Annotated in this window: 16 protein-coding genes; 3 read left to right on the forward strand and 13 right to left on the reverse strand. The window is 43.7% G+C overall.

What is annotated here, in order from left to right; translation table 11 throughout:
• Positions 1-10: 10 nt before the first annotated feature.
• The 10 genes from gatD to CIT02_RS06265 form a co-directional block, all read right to left on the reverse strand.
• The gene (gene gatD / locus CIT02_RS06220; RefSeq protein ID WP_292610661.1) at positions 11-1,336 is read right to left on the reverse strand and encodes a Glu-tRNA(Gln) amidotransferase subunit GatD; all 1,326 of its coding nucleotides are present in this window, start codon (positions 1,334-1,336) and stop codon (positions 11-13) included.
• A 345-nt stretch (positions 1,337-1,681) separates the two neighbouring features.
• Positions 1,682-1,978, reverse strand: a complete 297-nt coding sequence (locus CIT02_RS06225; RefSeq protein WP_292610663.1) for a DUF2769 domain-containing protein — start codon at positions 1,976-1,978, stop codon at positions 1,682-1,684.
• Positions 1,979-2,030: 52 nt separating this feature from the next.
• On the reverse strand, positions 2,031-2,807 hold the full coding sequence (locus CIT02_RS06230) for an exodeoxyribonuclease III (protein ID WP_292610665.1): 777 nt from the start codon (positions 2,805-2,807) through the stop codon (positions 2,031-2,033).
• 145 nt (positions 2,808-2,952) lie between these two features.
• Positions 2,953-3,813, reverse strand: coding sequence for a thiamine pyrophosphate-dependent enzyme (locus CIT02_RS06235; protein ID WP_292610667.1), 861 nt, complete (start codon positions 3,811-3,813; stop codon positions 2,953-2,955).
• The gene (locus CIT02_RS06240) at positions 3,814-5,631 is read right to left on the reverse strand and encodes a 2-oxoacid:acceptor oxidoreductase subunit alpha (protein ID WP_292610669.1); all 1,818 of its coding nucleotides are present in this window, start codon (positions 5,629-5,631) and stop codon (positions 3,814-3,816) included.
• A gap of 322 nt (positions 5,632-5,953) precedes the next feature.
• Complete coding sequence (locus tag CIT02_RS06245) at positions 5,954-7,426, reverse strand: 2-oxoacid:acceptor oxidoreductase family protein (protein WP_292610672.1); 1,473 nt, start codon at positions 7,424-7,426, stop codon at positions 5,954-5,956.
• Entirely contained in the window at positions 7,423-8,484 is a 1,062-nt protein-coding gene (locus CIT02_RS06250; RefSeq protein ID WP_292610674.1) for a 3-methyl-2-oxobutanoate dehydrogenase subunit VorB, read from the reverse strand. Before CIT02_RS06250 ends, CIT02_RS06245 begins: the two co-directional genes overlap by 4 nt.
• Positions 8,485-8,487: 3 nt before the next feature.
• Entirely contained in the window at positions 8,488-8,757 is a 270-nt protein-coding gene (locus tag CIT02_RS06255; protein ID WP_292610676.1) for a 4Fe-4S dicluster domain-containing protein, read from the reverse strand.
• Between the two features lie 145 nt (positions 8,758-8,902).
• Positions 8,903-10,573, reverse strand: a complete 1,671-nt coding sequence (locus tag CIT02_RS06260; RefSeq protein WP_292610678.1) for an AMP-binding protein — start codon at positions 10,571-10,573, stop codon at positions 8,903-8,905.
• A gap of 123 nt (positions 10,574-10,696) precedes the next feature.
• Complete coding sequence (locus tag CIT02_RS06265) at positions 10,697-11,251, reverse strand: helix-turn-helix domain-containing protein (protein WP_292610680.1); 555 nt, start codon at positions 11,249-11,251, stop codon at positions 10,697-10,699.
• Positions 11,252-11,585: 334 nt separating this feature from the next.
• Between CIT02_RS06265 and CIT02_RS06270 the strand changes: the two genes are divergently transcribed.
• Positions 11,586-12,074: an adenosine-specific kinase gene (locus CIT02_RS06270; protein WP_292610682.1), complete on the forward strand. Its 489-nt coding sequence runs from the start codon at positions 11,586-11,588 to the stop codon at positions 12,072-12,074.
• 209 nt (positions 12,075-12,283) lie between these two features.
• Entirely contained in the window at positions 12,284-12,607 is a 324-nt protein-coding gene (locus CIT02_RS06275) for a hypothetical protein (RefSeq protein ID WP_292610684.1), read from the forward strand.
• 138 nt (positions 12,608-12,745) lie between these two features.
• Here the strand turns inward: CIT02_RS06275 and afpA are convergent, their stop codons facing one another.
• From afpA to CIT02_RS06290, 3 genes are all read right to left on the reverse strand, one after another.
• Entirely contained in the window at positions 12,746-13,315 is a 570-nt protein-coding gene (gene afpA, locus CIT02_RS06280; protein WP_292610686.1) for an archaeoflavoprotein AfpA, read from the reverse strand.
• Between the two features lie 584 nt (positions 13,316-13,899).
• Positions 13,900-15,249 carry a phosphoglucosamine mutase gene (gene glmM, locus CIT02_RS06285; RefSeq protein WP_292610688.1) on the reverse strand — a complete coding sequence of 450 codons (1,350 nt, stop codon included), beginning with the start codon at positions 15,247-15,249 and terminating at the stop codon, positions 13,900-13,902.
• A 97-nt stretch (positions 15,250-15,346) separates the two neighbouring features.
• Positions 15,347-16,813: a glycosyltransferase family 39 protein gene (locus CIT02_RS06290; protein ID WP_292610690.1), complete on the reverse strand. Its 1,467-nt coding sequence runs from the start codon at positions 16,811-16,813 to the stop codon at positions 15,347-15,349.
• A 319-nt stretch (positions 16,814-17,132) separates the two neighbouring features.
• On the opposite strand from CIT02_RS06290, the gene CIT02_RS06295 reads away from it, so the two are divergent.
• Positions 17,133-17,810 carry a glycosyltransferase family 2 protein gene (locus CIT02_RS06295; protein ID WP_292610692.1) on the forward strand — a complete coding sequence of 226 codons (678 nt, stop codon included), beginning with the start codon at positions 17,133-17,135 and terminating at the stop codon, positions 17,808-17,810.
• Position 17,811: the final 1 nt, after the last annotated feature.

Below are 17,811 nucleotides of genomic sequence, written 5' to 3' on the forward strand. Positions count from 1 at the left end.
TGACTCCATCCTATTCCCCATAGTCCCTTAAAAAGTATTTTGAGGAAGATTTTTCATCCATTTCCCCCTTCAGGTTAGTTTCCATGATCTGTTTAACCTCTTGATATTGGCTGGTCTGTCCTAAGGCCCATACCAGTTTAACGTAGGCAGTTTCGGGCAGCATGTCCCCCACAGGTATAACACCAGAAGATAGGAGTTTGCGACCGGTACTGTAAACATTGAGGTTGGTGCGGCCGTAGAGGCACTGGGAAGTCATGACCACCGGAATGTTTTCATCAGCTGCCCTCTGTAATGAGGGTATCATGTGATCGGGACAGTGCCCCAGACCGGTTCCTTCCATTAAGATACCTTTGTAGCCTTTATCGATATGGTAGTCCAGTAGTTCAGCGGCTATTCCCGGATAGCTTTTTATAAAGCCCACCTTCTCTTCCAGTTTGTCGTTGATTTCCAGCGGACATTCTCCTCTCTTGCGGTAGGAGAATTGTTTATCAATGATTTTCACCTTCCCCTCCTTTACTTTGGCCAGTGGTGGGCTGTTAATGCTGTTGAAGGTGTCCCTACGGCTGGTGTGCATTTTACGCACCCGGGTTCCCCGGTGGATGTGGGCCTTATTATCGTTTTCTGTGGCGTGCATGCAGACTGTGACCTCGGCTATGTCTGATTTGGCCATGGCCACTGAGCTCATCAGATTTAAGAATGCATCAGATGAGGGTCTGTCCGAACTTCTCTGGGCACCGGTGATTACTATGGGCACCGGTGTTTCCAGGATGAAACTTAAGGCGGCAGCAGTGTAGTGCATGGTGTCTGTTCCGTGGGCCACCACTACTCCATCAGCTCCCTGATTTATTTCATCCGCCACCGAGCGTGCGGCCTGAACCCAGAACCCTGGTTTCATGTTTTCACTGAGGATGTTCATTATGGCCTTTCCACTGATGTTAGCCTCATTTAGTAACTCTGGAGTGGCCCTCAGGAGGTCATCAGCGGTGAATGCCGGGTGTACGGCCCCGGTTTTGTAGTCAATGATGGAGGCCACTGTTCCTCCGGTGGATATAATGGATACATCCATTTTTTCCGGGTCCTTCTCGATTTCCAGGGGGGGTAGATTTATTTCCGGTTTTTCTCCCCTTTCCAGGAGTTCTACTTCTGCCTGGTCAATGGCGATGCCCACATTGTATCCGCTGTCCATTTTAAGTACAACGTGTAGTTCGTCAGCATCTTCAGCCCGATCCAGAAGCATGCCCCTGTATTCTACATCATCCTTTTTTACAGAGATAATGTCTCCAATGGAAATATTTTGTGACTCTAAAAACTGTTTAGCTCTTCCACGATAGCTCATAGCATCCCTCTAATTCTCAGTATAATCTAATTCCCAGTATAAATTTAGAAAAATTTGACAAATAAATGTAATTTGACAAATTAAATTAAGTCATACACCTTGTATATGACTTAGGGTTAATTCAATCTATCTCCCTTCCTTCATAAATTATCCACCATTAACACCAATTCACTCCATCTGTGTCTGATCATAGGAGCGGAGTAATAGATAAAAAAAGTAAAGGTAATTGAAGGATAATTTTAAGGTTTATTTGAGATTAATTAATATAAAAAGGTATAACTGGAAAAAAGGAATTTTGAAGTATTTCTGGATTTAAAACGCATTTATTTCGAAATTTTGAGACTATTAAAGCCTCCTTAATTCCTTTTCCGGACCATTGATACAGAATAGATCATTTTTAAGTTCTAGTTCCTCTGCTACTTCACATTCCGGGCAAATACAATCATCTTCCTCCAGTTTACACTTTGATAGTCCTAGGATACAGTACAGTCCTTCGTAATTTTTCTCGGCGCACTGGTTGTACATGGGGCAGTCCGGGCAGATGCAGAGATCACCCATTTCATCTAAAAGTTTTTTCCCTATTTCCTCATCAGACAGGCCTTCAGAAGCTAATTTTCCCATTTTTTCATCGAATTTGTCCATTTAATAATCCTCCAAATATTATTAATTGAGATACTCCCGGGTAAATTTCCCATCAATCTAACTTTATATCTATTCCCACTGGGCAGTGGTCTGAACCCATTACTTCAGAGAGTATGAAGGAAGATTCAATGTTATCCATGAATTCCTGGTTCACAAAGAAGTAATCCAATCTCCATCCAACGTTGCGGTCCCGGGCACGGGTTCGGTAACTCCACCAGGTGTAGTTATCAGCGTCCTGGTTGAATTCACGGAAAGTATCCACGTAACCATGGCTGAGGAATCGGTCAATCCATTCCCGTTCAATGGGCAGGAATCCGGATATTTTTTCGTTTTCTTTAGGGCGGGCCAAATCTATTTCTTTGTGGGCGGTGTTCACATCCCCGCAGACTACGATGTTACGTCCTTCTTCCTTAAGAGCATCGGCGTAATCCAGGAAGGAGTCGTAAAAGTCCATTTTATACTGGAGCCTTTCCGGGGACATCTTTCCGTTGGGGAAGTAGATGTTGAAGAGAACGAAATCCCCGTAGTCAGTTATGAGTGTGCGGCCTTCACTGTCAAACTTGGGGATACCCAGGCCTTTTTGTACTTTTTCCGGTTTCAGGGCAGTGTAGGTGGCCACACCACTGTATCCCTTGCGTTCTGCTTCAGAGGTATAGAGATCATATCCTTCCACATTCCGGATATTTGCCGGGAACTGTTTATAAGTGGCTTTAGTTTCCTGGATACACAGTATGTCGGGTTTACTCTCCATAAGCCAGTCTTTAAATCCTTTACGATGCACAGCCCGGATTCCATTAACATTCCATGAAAGTATTCTGATTTTCCGCAAAATTTCCACCTCTACCTAAAGACAAGTATTCAATAATTTGGAGTTTGAATTTTTATTATTTTTTTATAAACTATTCCCGTGATTATCATCTTCCTTTGATATTTCCCTCTATTAAAATTCTACAACTAACATTCTATGATTTACATCATCTTTTACTTTCCACCAGGGCCCGTAGTTTATCCTTGTCCAGTTTTCTCTGGTAGAGGGGTGTTTTTTCATCCCGGTAAACCGTAAGGTTTTCTTCAAAGGTACTCTTATCGGGGTTCTGGTAGAAGATTCCCAGTGGGTACTCTCCGGTTTCCGTGGCCCTCTGGAAGGCCAGATTTCTGTCTTGGGGGTCATGGTCATCTTCCAAGTAATAGGTGTGTTCCCGGAACCAGTCCCGGGTGTTAACCTTGTTAAATGAGACACATGGTTGGAATATATCCACTAGAGCATATCCTTTATGATTTATGGCGGCTTTGAAGATTTCAATGGATTGTTTACGGTCTCCACTAAACGCTCTGGCTACAAATGAAGCATCAAGAGCTATGGCCACTGCCAGAGGATTGAATGGTTCCAGAAATACCCCATCTACCTGTAAGGGTGTGTTGAAATCCCTCTGGCTGGTGGGTGATGCCTGTCCCTTGGTGAGGCCGTAGACCATGTTGTTGTGCACCAGGTTGGTGATGTCCGGGTTACGTCTTATGGTGTGCATGAAGTGGTTTCCCCCCTCCCCGTACATGCAACCATCACCACTGACATCAATAACTATTAAATCCGGATTAGCTGCCTTTATAGCGGTTGCCGGAGATAGTGACCGACCATGAAGTCCATTAAATACATTTCCTTTAATGTAATGAGGAAGTTTGCCAGCCTGCCCAATACCCGATACGAAAACCAGGTTTTCTGGTTGTATTTCCAGTTCAGCCAGGGTGGCTTTGAGGCTGCGTAGTATGGATAGATTACCACAACCCGGACACCAGGCTACATCCGCATCTGGCAAATCAAAATCCCTTGGTTTCATCTATAACACCTCCCCCGAGGGCTTATCATGACCATCTGGACCACTATCTTCGATTCCCATGAACTGCAGGAGTCTTTTTTCCACTTCCTCCACAGAGAAGGGCATTCCATTGTATTTTAAGAATTTTTCCTGTATTTCCAAGCCAGTTTCCAGTTGGATGATGTTAGCCATCTGGCCCTGGGCATTGTTCTCCAGGATAATTACATCTTCTGCCTTCTCCAGATAGTCTGTAACACTACTGTGCAGAGGATAAACCTGTTTTAAATGAAGAAAACTGGTCTTCCTGGAATCAGGGTTTAAACCTTTTTTGTTGATATTTTCCAGTGCCTCCCTTATGGGCCAGTAGGTAGAACCCCATCCCAGTACCAGGTTCGCATAGTCGTCAGATCCCACCAGTTCAGGGGCCAGAGCATCTTTTCTAATATGATCCATCTTTTTAAGCCTTTTATCTACCATATGTGTCCTTATTTCAAGGTTTTCCGTGATGTGGCCCTCTTCATCATGTTCATCTGAATCTACTATCACCATGCCCTCCCCATATCCGGGTATTCCCCGGGGTGTGACCCCGTCATGGGTGATCAGGTATCTTCTATAGTCCGGAGTGGTTTTAATGAGATAATCTTCGTTTCCCACCTCTTCCAGTGGCAGTGAGGGTATGTTATAGTAACAATCGGCAAAATACTGATCAGACAGGATAAATACGGGTATTTGATATTTATCTGCCAGGTTGAAGGCCTGCTGAGATAAGGTAAAGGCATCTTCCAGCTTCCCCGGGGCAAATATGATCCGAGGAAATTCACCTGTCCCAGAGTAAAGGGCCAGATTCAGGTCTTCCTGGCTGGTCCTGGTGGGTAATCCCACTGCGGGGCCGGGTCTTTGACCGAGATAGATGACCACCGGTGTTTCGGTCATTCCAGCCAGTCCTACTCCCTCTTCCATCAGGGCAAATCCACTTCCCGAGGTGGCCACCATGCTCCGTGCTCCGGCATAGGATGCACCCAGTGCCATATTGATGGCGGCTATTTCATCCTCAGCCTGTTCGTATACCAGTTCAAAGTCGTGGGCATTACCTGCCAGGAAGGCCTGAAGCGGGGTGGACGGAGTCATGGGATAGGATGACATAAATCTGCATCCCCCGGCCAAACAACCCATTCCTGCAGCATCAGTACCACTTAAAAGGAGTTCATCACGTACCGTGGAATGAGCCTCCAGCGAAAGCCTAACCTGGTTTTCTTCAGATTCCATCAAACCTTTACCGAGGGTGTATCCTGCCTCTCCTGCTTTTAAATCGTTCTGGAGTATTTCTGGACCTTTACGGGCAAACATGTCACTGATCAATCCATCAAAAATCTCCTTAGGAATATCCAACAGGCAGGATAGTGCTCCGGCAACAATGACATTAGCGTATATGATCCCGCCAATATCTTCAGCAGTTTGCATAAGTGGAATCTCAATAAAATTAGCATTTAATCCAGATGAAATATTTTCAGATTCTCGTGCAGACTTAATATGTTCTGGATCCCCTATAATAACCGTGTTTGGAGAAATTCTATCCTTCAGATGATCTATAGCTCCGTAACTCAGTGCCAGTAAGATATCTATCCGGTCCACATAAGAGGCAACCCTGTCTGATGAGATTCTTATTTGGGTGGAGTTTTCACCTCCCCTGACCCGTGACATGTATTCTTTGGTGGAAAAGATATGGTATCCCGTCTGTTTAACTGCCTGGGCTAGTATGACCTCAACTGTCTGGATTCCCTGGCCTGCTTCACCACAGAGAACAATGGAAATATCTTCTTCTTTTAAAAAAACAGGCATTATTTACCCCCTTGAAAATTATCCCGATATTACCCTATTTATCTACTTAAATTACACTAATCTACGGTTTTATTTATATAATTAAACTGCTGGTTTTATTTATTTTAATTTTATGTTCAGCAATTTACTTAAAATTTGAGTAATCAATGAATTTCTTTACTTCGGGAAAATAATAAATAAATGAGTTAAGGAGATTAATTAATAAAATATATCTTAAAATCCTGTAAAATGAATTAAAATAAATTAAAATGAATTAAAAAACCATATGCTCTGTAAAAAATAGATAGAATGGGGAATGACATTGTTCCCCTAGTTTTTATGGTTATTTTTTAAGGTTACCCCGTGCCCATTGGGCACCTGCTTCCAGTATTTCCAGATTGGCGGGTATCAGTTTGGGTTTCCGACGGAAAGTATGCTCCACTGCTTCGGCAAAAACGTGTGGGGGAAGTCCGGTTAATCCCAGTTCCATTATGACTCCCAACATGGCCGTGTTAGCCGCTCTTTTAACTCCATGGTCCTTGGCTATTTTCCGGGCAGGTATGGCCAGGGTTCGGAGTCCTTCAGGAGATTCAAATTCACCGATACTGCTTTCGTAGATGATGAGTCCACCTTCCCTTACTTTGGATGCAAATTTTTCCAGTGAAGGCTGGTTCAGGGCCACCAGACCATCGGAAGTTTGCATAACCGGGGACCCAATGGGTTCTCCCGATACGATCACCGTACAGTCCGAGGTTCCACCCCTCTGTTCTGGCCCGTAGGAAGGGTACCAGGAGACGTGTCTCTGGTCATTACAGGCTGCCTGGGCCAGGGTTAAGCCCATGCTTAAAACGCCCTGACCTCCAAATCCCGCTATTCGAACCACTTTCCGGGGGAAAGATGGATCGTCGCGAGCTTCCCAGGAAGTATCCTTTTGAACTTCGAATATTTCTTCCAGTGAACCTTGTGAAAAGTCACTCTGTGCCCGGCACAGGGGTTCTACTTCGTTTCTTCGGTCCCGGAAGTTTTTAAGGGGGAATTCTTTGGCCATTTCATCATTGATGAAATCTTCGGTGGCCTGGGCATCCATCCGGAGATTGGTGGGGCAGGGTGAGAGCACCTCCACAAAGGCGTATCCTTTACCATCTCTCTGGACTTCCAGGGCCTTTTTCACCGCTCTTTTGGCTCGGCGTATGTTTCGAGGGTCGGAAACCGAAACACGTTCAATGAACACCGGAGCATCCAGGTTGTCCAATAATTCGGCCATGTGCATGGGATAACCCATGTAACGGGGGTCACGTCCGGTGGGGCAGGTAACGGTGACTTCTCCCACCAGGGTGGTGGGGGCCATCTGTCCACCGGTCATTCCGTAGACCGTGTTGTTGACAAAGAAAACCGCCATTTTTTCCCCACGATTGGCAGCCTGGATGGTTTCGTTTAATCCTATGGAGGCCAGGTCTCCATCTCCCTGGTAGAGCATTACCACGGCATTCTCTTCTACCCGGGATAGTCCGGTTCCCACTGCTGGTGCTCGGCCGTGGGCTACCTGTACATGTCCGCAGTCAAAGTAGTAGTAGGCGAAAACTGCACAGCCCACTGGACTGGTCATTACTGCCCGGTCCTGTATACCCAGTTCGTCCAGGGATTCTCCTATGAGTTTGTGCAGTATTCCATGACCACAACCGGGGCAGTAGTGGGTGGCGGTAGGTGCGCTTCCTCCTTTACGGGGGAATTCATCCAGCATGGATTCTGGTTTTTTGAGGATCTTTTCCTCCATCTCTGTAACCTCCTCTTGAACCAGTTTCTTATCAGCGTTCATAAGTTATCACCTGCCATTTCATGGATCTTGTCTACGATGCTCTTTTGATCGATGATGTTTCCACCCATACGGTTGACCAGTTCCACTGGACGCTGGCAGCCAATGGCCAGGGTAATATCTTGCTTCATCTGTCCGTTACTCATCTCCACTGCTAAGAACTGGCAATCCTTACTGGTGGATAGTTGTCTTAATGGTTTTTCTGGGAAGGGGAACAATGTTTTTAGGCGGAATAATCCTGCTTTTATGCCTTCGGCCCGGACCATGTCCACTGCCGAACGAGCCACACGGCTGCTTATTCCGTAGGCCACCAGGATTATCTGGGCATCATCCAATAGGTACTCCTCGTAGTCCACCTCGTTTTCACGTATGGTCTGGTATTTTTCCTGTATACGGTAGTTGAAGTCTTCCAGCTGGTTAAAATCCAGGAATATACTGGTCACCAGGTTTCCCATTGTTTCCTGGTTTCCGCGGACAGCCCATGTCTCATCATAGGTTGGTTCAATGGCTTCCTCAGGGAACTGGAGTCTTTCCACCATCTGCCCCAGTACTCCATCGGCCAGCACCACCACCGGGTTTCGGTACTTTTCTGCCAGTTCAAAAGCCTTGATGGTGAAATCGCACATTTCCTGAACTGAATTGGGGGCCAAGACAATGTTATGGTAATTACCATGGCCTCCACCTTTAACTATCTGGTTGTAGTCACCCTGTTCCGGCCCGATGTTTCCCAGGCCGGGTCCGGCACGCATGATATCCACTATGACACAGGGGAGTTCTGCTCCTGCCAGGAAAGACATTCCTTCTTGCATGAGGCTGATTCCGGGCCCTGAAGATGCAGTTATAACTCGGTGGCCCGCTGCAGCTGCCCCATAAACCATGTTTATGGAAGCTTCTTCTGATTCTGCCTGAACGAATTTCCGTCCCACTTTAGGGAAATACAGGGAGGCTTCGTGCAGTATTTCCGAGGCAGGAGTGATGGGGTATCCAAAGAAACCATCACAACCAGCGTACATGGCCCCAATAATAACGGCGGTGTTGCCTTTGATTAGCTGAATGGTCATTTTCTATTCCTCCTCATCCCCTTTGCTCTGTTTTTTGATTCTCTTTCTCCGAGGTATGTGAACTTCCACGGCCAGTGGTTCAGGGCAGGTGTAATAACAGTCCCCACAACCAGTGCATCCCTTTCCAGTATACTCGGCATAATGGTAACCACGCTCGTTAATGTCTTCACTCATCTTGAGGACACCAGCGCGGCAGGCGAGAATGCAACGTTCACATGCTTTACATTCCAGTTCATTGAATACTGGATATGGTTCTTTTTTATGGCTTCTCATGATTCATATCATCCCATTAATCTTGAATAGTATTTTTATCTTTTTAAACGATAATCTAAGTAGTAGGTGAAATAAAAAAACTACAAATCGTGATTTTAAAAAATGGCATTATCAAGCCATTTTTAGTAACCTTGCCCTTTATTAATTACTGTTTTTCATCCTTAGCCCTGATTTCGACCCGGCGGATTTTTCCACTGATGGTCTTGGGCAGTTCATCCACAAATTCAATAACCCGTGGATACTTGTAGGGTGCGGTTACCTTTTTAACATGGTTCTGGATTTCTTTTTCCAGTTCGGGGGATGATTTATAATCACCAGTCAACACTATGGTGGCCTTTACCACCTGCCCCCGGACAGGGTGAGGTACTCCAGTTATAGCACATTCCAAGACTGATGGATGAGATATAACAGCGCTTTCAACTTCGAAGGGACCTATACGGTATCCTGAACTTTTAATCATGTCATCGTTACGTCCCACGAACCAAAGGTAGCCATCTTCGTCTTTCCAGGCCGTGTCCCCAGTATGGTAGTATCCGTCATACCAGGCAGCTTCAGTTTTATTATCTTCCTGGTAATATCCACAGAAAAGGCCTGGAGGTTTGCCATCTGCGGTTTTTATTACTATTTCCCCCTCTTCACCAACGTCACACTGGTTACCCTGGTTATCCATGATCTGGATTTCATACTCTGGTGCGGGTTTTCCCATGGAACCGGGTCGAGGTTCTATCCAGGGGAAGTTGGCTATACAAACCACACATTCTGTCTGTCCAAATCCTTCTCGCAATCTTAACCCGGTGAATTCATAGAATTTATTATAAACCTCAGGGTTAAGGGGTTCTCCGGCAGTAACTGCGTATTGGAGGGTTGAAAAGTCATACTTAGAGAGGTCTTCCTTGATGAGGAAGCGGTAGATGGTAGGTGGTGCACAGAAAGTAGTTACACCATGGTGAGATGCATTATCCAGCATTTTAGCCGCGTCAAATCTCTGGTAGTCATATACAAAGATTGCTGAACCTGAAATCCACTGCCCGTATATTTGTCCCCACATGGCCTTGGCCCAACCAGTGTCAGCCACTGTATAGTGCAATCCATCTTCGATGACATTTTGCCAGTACTTGGCAGTTATTATATGGCCCAGTGGATAGGTATGGTCGTGCATGATCATTTTGGGCATGCCGGTGGTTCCGGATGAGAAGTAGATGAGTGCTATATCGTCATTTTTCGTGGCCTCTTCACCGGTGGGGCGCGGGAACTCGGGAGATGCCTTTAGAATTTCTTGGGAGAAATTAAACCATCCTTCCCTATCTTCTTCCCCTACCAATGCCTTTAAAAGAGGAGTATCTCCCAGTTTCTGGTGGGCTTCATCAAAGCATTCCGGCACTCCATCTTCACCTATACATACTATCATTTTGATGCCTGCGTTTTTGATCCGGTACACAATGTCCTTGGCTTTGAGCATATGGGTGGCGGGGATGGTTATGGCCCCTAATTTGTGCAGAGCCAGGATGCAGAACCAGAACTGGTAACGGCTTTTAAGGGTGAGCATTACCCGGTCTCCTTTTTTTATACCCTGTTGGGCGAAAAAATTAGCAGTACGGTCAGAATATTCCTTCAAGTCCTGGAAGGTGAATATTTTATCGGTATCATCATTGCACCATACCATGGCCACTTTTTCCGGGTAGAGGCGAGCGTATTCATCCACCACATCGTAGGCGAAGTTGAAGTTTTCCGGGGTCTTTATCCGGAAATTATCCTTAAAATCTGGATAAGATTCAAAATCAACCTGTGAAACGAATTTTTCAAGTAAAGATGACATTTTTATCACCAGTTATATCTCATTTATCAATTTTCTGAATTTTTTAAGTCTGGGGTGTTATTTTCAAGAATTAAAGGTGTGTTTTGCAGTTAGAAACCATTCTCTCCTACAATTTAACAATATTTACATTACAATAGCCAGGAATTTGGCTGTTTTGTTTTCCAGGGCTTCCATGGCGTGTTCATAAGAGGAATCGAAGAATATGGAATCTCCTTCGTGTAGAATTATCTCGTTATCGTGTATGTAAATTTTCAGGACACCCTCTAACATGTAGTTAAATTCCTGTCCAGGGTGGCTGTTGGTTGATGGTTTGTATCCTTCTCCTTTGGGCTCCACGGTAACAATGAAGGGTTCTGCTTTTTTGTGTATGAATTTTTCTGCCAGATTTTCGTACTGGTACTGTTTTCTGCGACCTACTTCTACTCCTTTTCCTTTTCGGGTAACGCTGAAAATGTGCATCCTGGTTTCTTCCCCAGTCAATAACAGGCCCATGTCTACTTCCATTTTCTGGGAGATTTCGAAGAGAATGCTGGCCGGGATATCTTTTTTCCCATCTTCATATTCCTGGTAGGTTTCCAGGGGAATTTTCAGGTGATCCGCCATTCCCTGAGCACTGATGTCTGAGAGCTCCCTAAGTTCTTTAATTCTCAGGCCAATTTCTTTCATATTCTCGTTCATAATTAAAACCTCACTAGGTTGGGTAAGCTTTTAAATGAAGCCTTTGGCTGGTTGCCAATGGTATTAAAACTAATAGGGGATTTATTCTAATTCATTCTATTAAAGATATATTTACCCTAAACCAGTATAAACATTTACACTCATTTTATAATGATTGTTAATGACAATTTTAATTGTGCTAGTATATATAAATTACTGGGTGCCCGGGGGATCTTTCGATTCCACTGGAACCGGTTAAATTAACATGGCATGAAACCTAATTATTAACAGGTAAGGGAATTAATCTCTACGTTACCTAAAATACAAAGAGAAAATAGGATCTAGGGGGATGAATATGGAACTTAACCTGGAAATTGTTAAATTGGAAGCACCAGAAGATTGTAATCTAATTTTAGGGCAGAGTCATTTCATTAAAACCGTGGATGATCTTTACGAAGCCGTGGTGAACACCGTGCCCCAGGCAGAGTTTGGTCTTGCCTTTGGGGAAGCATCCGGGGATTGCCTGGTGAGAACTGCCGGGAACAATGAAGGTCTAGAAAATCTGGCAGGGGAAAAAATGCTGGAACTGGGTTGCGGACATAGTTTTCTGATACTCCTGGCCAAGGCCTTCCCCCTAAATCTCACCCAAAGAATCAAGAGTGTACCCGAGGTGGTTAATCTTTTCTGCGCCACTGCCAATCCCGTAGAAGTACTGGTGGTGGAGACTGAACAGGGAAGGGGAATTGTTGGAGTTGTAGATGGTTTCAAGCCTACAAGTATAGAAACTGAAGATGATGTGGCCTGGAGGAGGAAGTTCCTTCGGGATATTGGTTACAAATTATAAAAAACCACCTCCAATTCCATAATTTTGTTAATCATATGATCATCTACCCCTAATAAAAATTCCCCAGCTTGATTTTAATTTTTCCAGGATAAATTGAGGGGAAACCCCCTATTCTGGTAACAGCAGTATTCCCAGTATGATCTTTAAATTTTATATCCTGCTAAAAACAACTATAATATAGCATAAACCAGTTAGGGGGTTTCAAAAACATGGCAAAAATCGCTTTTTATCGGGTTAGTGGTAGTAAAAAGAAAGATAAATTAATTGAAGTGGATGATAAGTACATAGGACTCCAGAACAGGAGAGAAGGGGCTTTAATTGTTAAGTTCAGAGGTCCTGAAGATGATTTAATGGAAATACATGATTTTTTCCAGGCACTGGATGATGCTGAATCCGTACCTGTGGATATTGATAGCACCGGACCAGTAGAATATTATTTTAGGGGAATTTCACCCCTCAGCGATGAAACCGATGAAGGCCTTCCCATAAAAACCTTCGATGTAACTCTACAATTGCGCCGGGAATTACTTTAGATACCCCATCTTCCTCCAATCTTTTTTTTTATTAATTCCCTTTTTTCAAATTCCCAGACAACACCAACCTTACCTGAATTCAAGAGTTTAGGGCAATAAGGAACAACAATCCTACTGAACAACAATCCGCGTTAAGGCTCATTTAAGCATTTCCGCATGTTTCTGGAATATGGCAGGAATTTCTTCCGGATCTTCGAATACATTGGTGCTGTTCATTTTTGACAGGTTTTCCACGTGTTCTGCATCTTCTTTGGTTATGGTTAGCTCCAGATCCTTACCATTGGGGAGTTTAGTGGTGACAATACCCTCCCGGAAGTCAGTGGGCATGATGTAAAGAGGGGTGTTTGTTTTTTGACCCATTATGGCAGCATTGGTGAGTAAGGTGTCAGCAATACGCAACGAAATCTTGGCTACAGTGTTGGATGTGGCCGGGGCCACCAAGAGAAAGGCATATCTTCCCAGCTGAATTTGTCCAGCCAAAAAGGGGGCATTAGAATTAATTTCCGTCCATGTTTTGTCAAATTTAGTTTCCAGAGTGTTGGAAAGGTTGTAGTACTTTAAAACCTGGTCTCCTGCCTTGGAAATGAAGACCCGAATGTCAAATTGTCGGTGGTATTCATCACGCATCTGCTGCATGATCTCCACAGTTTCCACCAGTTTTTCACCGCTCCCGGTAATCCCCCAAGCAATTTTTCTTTTTTTGTTCATGAACATATTTTTGTTAGAAATTCATAATTTATTTTTCTATTTACCCCCGGTAGAAAACAGCTATGGTAAAAATCAATTCAATTACAACCTCCTTCAATTACAACCCCCAAGGCATAAATATTAAAATCATCAAGAATAAACTAAATTAAAATCATCTAACCCTAAAAAAACTTAATCCTCAAGGGATAAAACAGTAATCATAAATATAAATCCATTTAATCAGTGATCAAAGACTATTTCCTGTGATAAAATAATATTGGTGGTGTTAAAATAACTGATAAAAAAATCATCAAAGAGAACTCTCTTACCCCCGGAAAATCCCCGGAAAATTCTGATTCCCCAAGTAAAGAACAAGCAGAAAAGATCGAAACCTGCTATACTTGTGGTAAAAAGTTTGATATGAATAAGGATGATGGTAGTCGTTACCGTTACGGTAAATTCCCCCTGTGCGCCTATTGTGCTGAATTTTACGGCTTTTACTTCGATGATCCTGGACAAAAAAGAAGGGAAAAATAGAATTAAAAAAAGAGTTTAGGGTTTAAAAAGAGTTAGGAAATAATATTAAAACCATTGCTTATTTCTTATTAATTTCCTAAATGCTTATTAACCAGGGATATGCCCCATTCTGCCATTTTAGTGGCATCATCAATATCTTTAGCTTCGGCAAAGCATCGGAAGATGGGTTCAGTTCCCGAAGGCCGAATGATGAGCCATCCTTCTTCCCGGAATATCTTCACTCCATCAGTGGTGTCCACCTTATATTCCTGGGTGTCTTCGGCTATTTTATCCATTATTTCCTGTTTACGGTCATCAGGACATTCTACTTTCATTTTAACTGATTGGTAAGCAGGTAACTCTGAAACTAACTGAGAAAGTGGTTTCTGGGAGGTGGCCATGATTTCCACAATTTTAGCAGTGGATAACGCAGCATCTCTTCCTAAAACGAAGTCTGGGAATATAAGTCCTCCGTTTTCTTCACCACCAAATAATCCATCGCTTTCTTTAAGTTCTCGGGCTACCAGAAGGTCACCAACACGAGTGGCCTTTACTGTTCCCCCGTATTGTTCGGCTATGTCGTAAATAGCCGTGGAAGTAGCCACAGTGGTTACTATGAGTCCTCCCTGGTTTTCCTGGAGTAACTGTTTTTCCACCAGGGCAAAGGTTTTATCCCCCATTACAAAGTTTCCCTTCTCATCGATACAGATGGTGCGGTCGGCATCACCATCATGGGCGATTCCCAGGTCGGCACCAGTTGCTTTCACCGTCTTGATGAGTTCCTGCAGGTTGTCCTCAGTTGGTTCCGGGTTTCTACCCGGGAAGGAACCATCGGGCTGGCAGTTGAGGGTGGTTACCTCACATCCCAGTTTGCGCAGGATGTAGGGTGTGGTGAAACAGGCTGCTCCACTACCACAGTCCACTATCACCTTTAACCTGGCCTTTTTAATGGCATCGTAGTCCACCCTCTGTATAACTTCGTCGATGTACTCGTCAACCAGGCCAGGATTGGTGGTTACCTCGCCTATTTCATCCCATTCCACCCGGTCCGGGTTTTCATTGAAGTACATGTCTTCTATTTTAAGTTCCATGTCCAGGGCTATGCCTATTCCATCCTCATCCACGAATTTGATTCCATTGTACTGTGGTGGGTTGTGGGAGGCGGTGATTATCACTCCACCATCGTAGTAGTTTCGTACGGCGTACTGAACTGCCGGTGTGGGTAATATTCCCAGATCAACTACCTGACATCCCGATGAAAGGAGCCCGGAAATAACGGCATGTTTTATGAGGGGAGTGGATGTTCGGGGATCTCCACCTACTGCTACCCATCCCTTGACCAGTGTACCGTATGCGGCGGCCAGTTTGGATGCGAATTCTGGTGTTAACACTTGATTGGCAATTCTTCTAACCCCAAATGTTCCAAATAACTTTTTCATTTAATAACACTTCCTGTGAATCTTCAATTATGAATTAACTTATGTTCCAATGTACAGACATAATCAGAATCTATCTATGAGTATGGCAATTTATAGGTTAGATATCTACCCGCCAGACTTTATAATCTTTGTTCTGGTAAACCATAGTTAAATAACTGGGATGAGGTATGGGAGACTGTTCCACAAAGTATTCAATGTTATCCCTCTTAACATCTTCCAGGGAGTAAGTTCCACTGTAGTAAAGGTTCCGATCAAGGCTCTTAACCATGCCCGGCTGGTAACCCCCAGTGGAAACTGGTTGTCGTGATATGGAAACAATCACCGGATCCAGGCCTTCAGTGAGGGACATCACCACTCCCCTCCCATCACCATGGGCTGCAAACCATTGGGCCACATCCCTTTGAGAATCATGAACCATTGGTTTAACCGATAAAGCGCAGAATAACGCGGAACAAAGTGAAGATACAATTAAAAGAACTATCAATATTTTATACATATTATGGTAAACTGATTTTTTGGATTTGGCCGAGTAAATGTATTCCATTCCCAGAGAAGCCATAATGACCACGGGGAAGACAGCGAAATTCAGTATCCTATCAATGAGGATGGAAAATCCAAGTAGATAAGCATTGCTTACTATTAACAGGAAAAGGACCCACACCACAATTAGAATATTCTTAGGGGATAGTTTTTTATACCATTTTCCAGTACTGTCCTTTTCTAATTCTTTAAACCCGGTAACTATCCACAAAATGGCAAATATCAGTGTAGGTAATCCCATGGTCTTAACCAGAATATTAATATAATCCAAAAAGCCGGGTACCCCCTGTTGGGGGTTGTGAAAGGTGAAGCCATATGCCATCAGTAGGGGCAACCACCACAAAACCGCTACCAGGAGAGTGAATCCCAAAAACACCCATAATGACCGGTATTCCACGTTATCCCTTCTTAACTTGAGGGTCAGTGTGAAAAGCAGGACCACACCCAGCATTATCAGGCCAGTCAGATCATGGGTTAACATCATCAACCCACTGAGAATACCACCTAGAACCGCAAATTTTAAACCATCACCTTGCAGTGCACGATAGTAAAGGTAAATTGCCAGGGGAAAGAGAATTAAGGCCATGGTTTCTGGTAGGGGTAACATGGCCCGGTGAAAGACCAAAGTGAAAAACAAAAAGAACCCGGCAGTTAACGCCACCCGTAGGTTGTATAATTTTTCCACCACGTAAGTGAATGATAAAACCAGGGAAAATGCAAAAATGGGCTGTATCCATCGGGATACTTGAAAGGGATCCACTTTAAACAGCATAGCCAGGGAAGCGAGGAGATAATGGAAAAGTGGGGGATAGAAAATTGGTCGTCCAAAGGGGGCGTAGGTTAAAGGATCCCATAATGTGAACCCCTGGGCCATGTAAAGCTTGGCCAGATGAACATGGTAATAAATATCCCAGCTTAAGGGCCCTTGATAATTTAAGGTAGGGATAAAAGATAGAAATAATGCTAATATTGCCGGGATCAATAGCAAAAATGATTTATTACGAGTTAAACTGGAGTATTCCATAAACACACCTATTGAAGTTAAGATTAAATAGTTATTATTTACCTTGATGATTTAAATAAGTACCCAGTTCATTAATTTAAACAAATTTTACTAATACGAGTATAGGTATCGCACAGTTCAAAATCAAACGTTTTTAACCATTAAAATCCACTAATAATCCCGGCCTGTCTAAAATGATAGAGAGATGAGAGGTGTGCTGAGGGGGAAAGATAGCCCAAAAATTAGACACCCACACACCAATTTAAATATTAAATAAAAGTACTTAAATTCATAATAAAGAATGTTATTGATAATCTAATAATTGATTAAAGGAATATAAATGAGGATTATAACTATTGTTCCTGCTTACAACGAGGAAAAAGCCATAACCAATGTGGTTGATGGTGTTAAGAGACACACCTACGTACTGGTTGTAGATGATGGATCCCTGGATGAAACCGCAACCCTGGCAAAAAATGCGGGTGCTAAAGTTTTAAAACATACCAAAAATAGGGGGAAAGGTGCAGCTATTAAAACTGGACTTAAATATGCCATTGAAAAGGATTATGATATTATGGTTCTTGTGGACGGAGACGGACAACACGACCCCCAATGCATACCTCTCCTTTTAGATGGAATGGATGGTGTTGATCTGTTAATTGGCTCCCGTTTCCTGGATATGGCCCCACAAAACATGCCCCTTCATCGTCGGTTTTCCAATGGCATTACCACCCGGCTCATTAGATTCATAACCGGGTACCATATAACTGATAGTCAGTGTGGATTTAGGGTGATATCCAAAAAGGCAGCCCCTCTCTTCACTGGAATATCCTACAATGACTATGTTTACGAGTCAGAAGTCCTGTGTAAAGCCTCAGAAAACGATTTGGTGGTGGCTGAAAGACCCATAAAGTGCGTTTATGGTACGGAAAAATCCTATGTGCGTGCCCGGCATGTGGTGCACTACCTCATGTTCACCCTGCGACTCCTGGTGCGTAAATTGCTGCGGAGGATCTGAT

The organism is Methanobacterium sp. BAmetb5, assembly GCF_003491305.1.
Taxonomy (GTDB): Archaea; Methanobacteriota; Methanobacteria; order Methanobacteriales; family Methanobacteriaceae; genus Methanobacterium.

What these genes read in the sequence shown, in the direction of transcription:
- gatD (WP_292610661.1), bottom strand. Translation starts at nt 1,336, where the DNA reads ATGAGCTATCGTGGAAGAGCTAAACAGTTTTTAGAGTCACAAAATATT.
- CIT02_RS06225 (WP_292610663.1), bottom strand. Translation starts at nt 1,978, where the DNA reads ATGGACAAATTCGATGAAAAAATGGGAAAATTAGCTTCTGAAGGCCTG.
- CIT02_RS06235 (WP_292610667.1), bottom strand. Translation starts at nt 3,813, where the DNA reads ATGAAACCAAGGGATTTTGATTTGCCAGATGCGGATGTAGCCTGGTGT.
- CIT02_RS06240 (WP_292610669.1), bottom strand. Translation starts at nt 5,631, where the DNA reads ATGCCTGTTTTTTTAAAAGAAGAAGATATTTCCATTGTTCTCTGTGGT.
- CIT02_RS06245 (WP_292610672.1), bottom strand. Translation starts at nt 7,426, where the DNA reads ATGAACGCTGATAAGAAACTGGTTCAAGAGGAGGTTACAGAGATGGAG.
- CIT02_RS06250 (WP_292610674.1), bottom strand. Translation starts at nt 8,484, where the DNA reads ATGACCATTCAGCTAATCAAAGGCAACACCGCCGTTATTATTGGGGCC.
- CIT02_RS06255 (WP_292610676.1), bottom strand. Translation starts at nt 8,757, where the DNA reads ATGAGAAGCCATAAAAAAGAACCATATCCAGTATTCAATGAACTGGAA.
- CIT02_RS06260 (WP_292610678.1), bottom strand. Translation starts at nt 10,573, where the DNA reads ATGTCATCTTTACTTGAAAAATTCGTTTCACAGGTTGATTTTGAATCT.
- CIT02_RS06265 (WP_292610680.1), bottom strand. Translation starts at nt 11,251, where the DNA reads ATGAACGAGAATATGAAAGAAATTGGCCTGAGAATTAAAGAACTTAGG.
- CIT02_RS06270 (WP_292610682.1), top strand. Translation starts at nt 11,586, where the DNA reads ATGGAACTTAACCTGGAAATTGTTAAATTGGAAGCACCAGAAGATTGT.
- CIT02_RS06275 (WP_292610684.1), top strand. Translation starts at nt 12,284, where the DNA reads ATGGCAAAAATCGCTTTTTATCGGGTTAGTGGTAGTAAAAAGAAAGAT.
- afpA (WP_292610686.1), bottom strand. Translation starts at nt 13,315, where the DNA reads ATGAACAAAAAAAGAAAAATTGCTTGGGGGATTACCGGGAGCGGTGAA.
- glmM (WP_292610688.1), bottom strand. Translation starts at nt 15,249, where the DNA reads ATGAAAAAGTTATTTGGAACATTTGGGGTTAGAAGAATTGCCAATCAA.
- CIT02_RS06290 (WP_292610690.1), bottom strand. Translation starts at nt 16,813, where the DNA reads ATGGAATACTCCAGTTTAACTCGTAATAAATCATTTTTGCTATTGATC.
- CIT02_RS06295 (WP_292610692.1), top strand. Translation starts at nt 17,133, where the DNA reads ATGAGGATTATAACTATTGTTCCTGCTTACAACGAGGAAAAAGCCATA.